5 protein-coding genes and 1 tRNA gene are annotated in these 5,081 nt (G+C 59.6%); 4 read left to right on the top strand and 2 right to left on the bottom strand.

The genetic code is table 11. From position 1 onward, the window contains the following. Window positions 1-73 precede the first annotated feature (73 nt). Window positions 74-277 (bottom strand): hypothetical protein, encoded by a 204-nt coding sequence (locus QZ302_RS08515; RefSeq protein ID WP_294594462.1) that lies wholly within the window; start codon window positions 275-277, stop codon window positions 74-76. Between the two features lie 17 nt (window positions 278-294). On the opposite strand from QZ302_RS08515, the gene QZ302_RS08510 reads away from it, so the two are divergent. Then, complete coding sequence (locus QZ302_RS08510) at window positions 295-807, top strand: DUF4251 domain-containing protein (RefSeq protein WP_294594460.1); 513 nt, start codon at window positions 295-297, stop codon at window positions 805-807. Window positions 808-896: 89 nt separating this feature from the next. Here the strand turns inward: QZ302_RS08510 and QZ302_RS08505 are convergent, their stop codons facing one another. Then, complete coding sequence (locus tag QZ302_RS08505) at window positions 897-1,598, bottom strand: energy transducer TonB (protein ID WP_294594458.1); 702 nt, start codon at window positions 1,596-1,598, stop codon at window positions 897-899. A 146-nt stretch (window positions 1,599-1,744) separates the two neighbouring features. On the opposite strand from QZ302_RS08505, the gene QZ302_RS08500 reads away from it, so the two are divergent. The 3 genes from QZ302_RS08500 to QZ302_RS08490 all read left to right on the top strand — a co-directional run bounded on the left by QZ302_RS08500 (window position 1,745) and on the right by QZ302_RS08490 (window position 4,756). Beyond that, window positions 1,745-1,817, top strand: a tRNA-Ala gene (locus QZ302_RS08500). Between the two features lie 36 nt (window positions 1,818-1,853). Next, window positions 1,854-3,677, top strand: a complete 1,824-nt coding sequence (ispG, locus tag QZ302_RS08495; RefSeq protein ID WP_294594456.1) for a (E)-4-hydroxy-3-methylbut-2-enyl-diphosphate synthase — start codon at window positions 1,854-1,856, stop codon at window positions 3,675-3,677. Next, on the top strand, window positions 3,674-4,756 hold the full coding sequence (locus tag QZ302_RS08490) for an Mrp/NBP35 family ATP-binding protein (protein ID WP_294594454.1): 1,083 nt from the start codon (window positions 3,674-3,676) through the stop codon (window positions 4,754-4,756). The genes ispG and QZ302_RS08490 overlap by 4 nt, the downstream gene beginning before the upstream one ends. The last annotated feature ends 325 nt before the right edge of the window (window positions 4,757-5,081 follow it).

The following is a 5,081-nucleotide window of genomic DNA, read 5'->3' as shown; positions in this document are numbered from 1 at the left end:
TTCGAACCGCAGGGATGCACTCAAAACGCAATTAGGGTAACTCCAGCCTCTTGCCCCCGCGGGCCCGCGGCGTTTATTCCGAGAGGCAACGCAACTGAAAACCGTAACCGCGGTTGCTGGAGAAACTGGGATGGAAATACGTCACATAGAAATGCAGATAGATCCCGCTGAAGACAACCGACGACGCCGACCAACTGAACCCGCAATTGCCCGCACCCAATAGCGTACCCGCGTCCCACAGGCGGTAGCCCGGGGCGGGAAACAGAAATAAAAACACACTAACACCAATAAACTATGAAAAAGTTATTTTTATCATTGATGATGGTCGCGCTGGTAGCCGGCGCCACCGCTCAGGACTACAGCAAACAAGCCGTCCGCGACGCCAAGCGTACCGAACGGAAAGAGGCCATGGTCGCTCAAATGACCAACGCCCTCCAGAGCCACAACTTCACCTTCTCCGCCTCCTATCTGACCCCCGAATTCGCCGGGCCCCAGCAGGCGCTCAACCAGTGGAACAACTACGTCACCATCTATCCCGGCTATTTGGAAGTGAACCTGCCCTACGTGTCCGTGGCCGAGAACGTGACGATGATTCCGAAACGGATCAACTTCACGACCAACCGGTTCACCTTCTGGGAAGATATGAACAACGGCTCGCAGTGGACGCTCGTTTTCCAGACCGAGTGGGATAACGTGAAGTACGTTTTCCACCTGAACTATAATATCGACAACGGGCTGGCCACGCTGACCCTGGTTCCGAACATGGGGAACACCGCTTCCTACACCGGTACCATCCAGGCCAACTGATTCGGCCGGGTTCGATAAAAACGAAAGGCGGTCTCCGTTACGGAGACCGCCTTTCCTATGTTACACAAGGAGTAAAAAACACGTTTAACCTAATCCGACAACACGAAGTTGATCGGCACATTGACATACACGCGCACCGGTTTCCCCCGGTTCGATCCCGGCGTCCACTTCGGCGCACTCTTGATCACCCGCACCGCCTCGTCGTTCAACAGCCGGTCGACCCCCCGCAACACCGTCACATGGCTGATCGAGCCGTCGCGTTCCACCACGAACTGCACCATGACCCGCCCCTGCGAGCCGTTGTCCTGTGCCGCCGGCGGATAGACGATATGTTTCCCGCACCATCTCGCGAAGTCGTCCACCGTCCCGCCCATAAAGGTCGGCATGGTTTCCGCCACCACCACCGGCGTATCGTCCTCCGCTTCCTCCTCGCCCGTATACGTCCCCCCGAACTTCGTCACGTCCACCGCCAGATCCTGCGTCACGTCCAGGTCGAGAATATTGACCGTCGGTTCGATTTTGGCGTCGTTTTTCACCACGTTCAGGATTTCCGAGATCGCCACCGCCTGAGTTTTCATCGGTGCCGGCGGCCGCTTGTCTTCCTGAATGGTCACCTCCATCATTTCCGTTTCGACCACGACCGGAGCCTGTTCGACGACCTCGATGACACGCTCCTTCTGGCTCCAGCTGAACATGGCGATACATGCCGCCAGCGCCACGATGATACCGATCTCCAGAAAATAGCTCCGCTTGTTTTCCAGGTCGGCCTTGGGTGATTTTTTGAGTTCCATATTGGGTAGTGAATTTTGTATGCGTCGGTGCGCATAACCGGTAAATCGCGCTTACAAATCTAGGCCATTTATTCGAAAAAACCAATACTTCGTCCGGATAATATTTGTGGCTGTCGAAAAAAGGGCTATATTTGTGGAGTCTGAACGGGGAATTAGCTCAGTTGGTAGAGCGCTTGCATGGCATGCAAGAGGTCACCGGTTCGAACCCGGTATTCTCCACACTTGTCTTTTCGGTTTCCGCCATCGTTTTCTCTCATGAAACGCTACTGTCCTCATCTGTTCAGCTATTTCCGTCGGCGGACTCACCCCATTCGGATCGGCAGCCGTCTGGTTTTGGGCGGCGACGCCCCGATTGTCGTGCAGTCGATGACCACGACCAACACGGCCGACGTCGAGGCTTCGGCCGCCCAGGTGCTGCGGATCGCGGAGGCGGGGGCCGAGCTCGTGCGGCTCACCGCGCCGGGGCGAACCGAGGCGGAACGGCTGCTGACCATCCGTCGGCGGATCGAGGAGCGGGAGTGCTACGTGCCGCTGGTGGCCGACGTCCATTTCAATCCGCAGGTGGCCTTGATTGCGGCGCAGTATGTGAGCAAAGTGCGGATCAATCCCGGTAATTTTATCGATAAGCGGGCCACGTTCCGGCAGCTGGACTATACCGACGCCGAGTACGCGGCGGAGTTGGAGCGGCTGCGGGTGCAATTGACGGCGCTGATCGAGGTTTGTAAGTATTATAATACGGTCATTCGGATCGGCGTGAACCACGGGTCGCTCTCCGACCGGATCATGTCGCGGTATGGGGACACTACTGACGGGATGGTCGAGTCGGCGATGGAGTTCCTGTACGTTTGCCGGGCCGAGGGGTATGACCGGGTGGTCATCTCGATGAAGTCGAGCAATACGCGGGTGATGGTCGAAGCTTATCGGAAGCTCGCCGCGCGGATGGACGAAGAGGGGATGACCTACCCCCTGCACCTCGGCGTGACCGAGGCGGGCGAGGGGGAGGACGGCAGGGTGAGGTCTGCGGTGGGGATCGGCGCCTTGCTGGCCGATGGGATCGGGGACACCATTCGCGTCTCGCTGACCGAAGCGCCGGAGAATGAAATGGCGCCGGCACGGATCTTGGCCGACTATTTCGTGGGCCGGGAGATGCACAACTATATTCCGGTGGACGACGAGCCGGTGCCGTACGATCCTTATACATATGTGCGGCGGGCGACCACTCCGGTTCGGTATCGCGGGGTGACGATCGGCGGCGGGGCACCGCCTATTGTGGTGGGAGATCGTGTCGGGGAGGGCTGTGCGGACTTGTCGCCGGAAGACTTTGCGCTCGTCACGCCGCGGCAGGCGATGCAGGGCTTGGATCGTGGACAGGGCTGGATCGCCTGCACGCTGGAACACCTCTCGTATGAGTTTTTGGAGTGGCTGGAGAGCCATCCGGAAAGGATACTCGTATTGGTGTCCGAGAACAGCCATTGGGTGGGCGAGATTCGGGCCTGCTTCGTGCAGCTGATGCGGCACGGGTTGCAGAACCCGGTGATTATGAGCCGCTGTTATGGCCAGCGGGATTTGGAGCGGTTGCAGCTCTATGCGGCGGCGGACTTCGGCGCGCTGCTGATCGACGGCTTCGGAGACGGGATATGGATCGTGAACGAAGTTTTTGCCACTGAATACGATGAAGACTCGGCCGGGAATTTGGTCGAGACCGAGCGGGATGTGACGCCGGATTTCGATCTGACCTCGCTTTCGTTTTCGATTTTGCAGGCCGCGCGGGCCCGGATCTCGAAGACCGAGATTATCTCGTGCCCGGGCTGCGGTCGGACGCTGTTCGAGCTCCAGGAGGTTGCCCGGGCTGTCAAGGTCAGGTTCGGACACTATCCGGGACTGAAGATCGCCGTGATGGGCTGCATCGTGAACGGTCCGGGCGAGATGGCCGACGCCGATTTCGGTTATGTCGGAGCGGGGAACGGCGTGGTGACCTTGTACCGGGGGAAAGAGGTCGTCGAGCGCAACATTCCGCAGGAGGTGGCGTTGGAACGGCTCGAAGCATTGATTAACCAGAGTTTACGGAACCAATCATGACGATATTGACCAACGAAGAGGTGCTGGAGCTGCTCAAGGGGGTGACCCATCCGGAGCAGGACAAGGATATCGTGTCGCTGGGGATGGTGGAACATCTTCAGGTCGATCCGGCGACCGGAGCGGTGCGTTTTACGCTGAAACTGACCAAACCGCGGGATCCGATGGCCGCTTCCGTGCGGCGTGCGGCGGAGGCGATCCTGACCGAAGCGACCGGTGTTTCGCCGGTGATCGTGGTGTCCGAGCCGCTGCCGCCGGACTCGAAGGCGGCGAAGCAGCAGGCGATGCGAGAGAAGAGCTCGATGAGCGGAGTAGGGCAGGTGATTGCGGTGGCGTCGGGCAAGGGCGGGGTGGGGAAGAGCACCGTGACGGCCAATCTGGCGGTGGCCCTGGCGGCCGAGGGTTTTCGGGTGGGGGTCTTGGATGCGGACATCTACGGGCCTTCGATGCCGAAGATGTTCGGCGTGGAGGAATATAAACCGGTGGCAGAGGTGGCCGAAGACGGTTCCGATCTGGAGTACATCGTGCCTGCGGAGGCGTATGGGGTGAAGGTGATGTCGATCGGCTTTTTCATTTCGGGTTCGGATGCTTTGGTGTGGCGGGGGCCGATGGCGACCAACGCGTTGAGGCAGCTGTTGCACCAGACGGCGTGGGGCGAGTTGGACTATCTGTTGATCGACCTGCCGCCGGGAACGGGGGACTTGCACCTGACGATCGTCAGCGAGTTGAAGCTGTCGGGGGCGGTGATCGTAAGCACGCCTCAGGAGGTGGCTTTGGCGGATGTGGTGCGTGGGATCGCGATGTTCCGGAACGAGAACGTCGGGGTTCCGATTCGTGGGATTGTCGAGAACATGGCGTGGTTTACGCCGGCGGAGCTGCCGGAGAATAAGTACTATATTTTCGGGCCGGCGGGGTCGGACGGTCGGGTGGCCGCTTTAGCGAAAGAGCAGAGGGTTTCGTTTTTGGGTTCGATCCCGTTGGTGCAGGCGATTGCAGAGGGGGGAGATGCGGGGGAGCCGATTGCCTCTCGCGATTCGGTGACGGGTGAGGCATTTCGTGTCGTGGCTCGGACATTGGCGTGAGTTTCGGTAAGCGTTTGGGGCGAGGCTGCCGCCGTTTGGGGTAGAGGCTACCATTAAACCACCCGAAGGGTGCGCCCGCCTGGCGTAAGGATAGTCCCCCAGTAGGACAAACGCGCGCCCCGCCTAAAGAAGCGATTCAACTATTTCGGCGGTGAGCCGAAATAGAGTGAATCGCGCAGGCACGCGAACAAAGAATGGGGCGAGGAATTGGGCCGAGGCTGGTAGTTGAAATGCATAAGCATTTCCCGTCCACGGGACGTGGGGCCCGCGCGGCCCGAGCGCAGTCCCCTCTTGTGGGACAGCCGCGCGCCCCGCCTAAAGGAGC

Source organism: uncultured Rikenella sp. (assembly GCF_910579375.1).
Classification (GTDB): domain Bacteria; phylum Bacteroidota; class Bacteroidia; order Bacteroidales; family Rikenellaceae; genus Rikenella.
The sequence above is the reverse complement of the archived record's forward strand: the minus strand, read 5'-3'. Positions and strand labels throughout refer to the sequence as shown.

Bases quoted from the DNA above. Each gene is read 5' to 3' on its own strand.
- QZ302_RS08510 (WP_294594460.1), top strand. From the start codon at position 295: ATGAAAAAGTTATTTTTATCATTGATGATGGTCGCGCTGGTAGCCGGC.
- QZ302_RS08505 (WP_294594458.1), bottom strand. From the start codon at position 1,598: ATGGAACTCAAAAAATCACCCAAGGCCGACCTGGAAAACAAGCGGAGC.
- ispG (WP_294594456.1), top strand. From the start codon at position 1,854: ATGAAACGCTACTGTCCTCATCTGTTCAGCTATTTCCGTCGGCGGACT.
- QZ302_RS08490 (WP_294594454.1), top strand. From the start codon at position 3,674: ATGACGATATTGACCAACGAAGAGGTGCTGGAGCTGCTCAAGGGGGTG.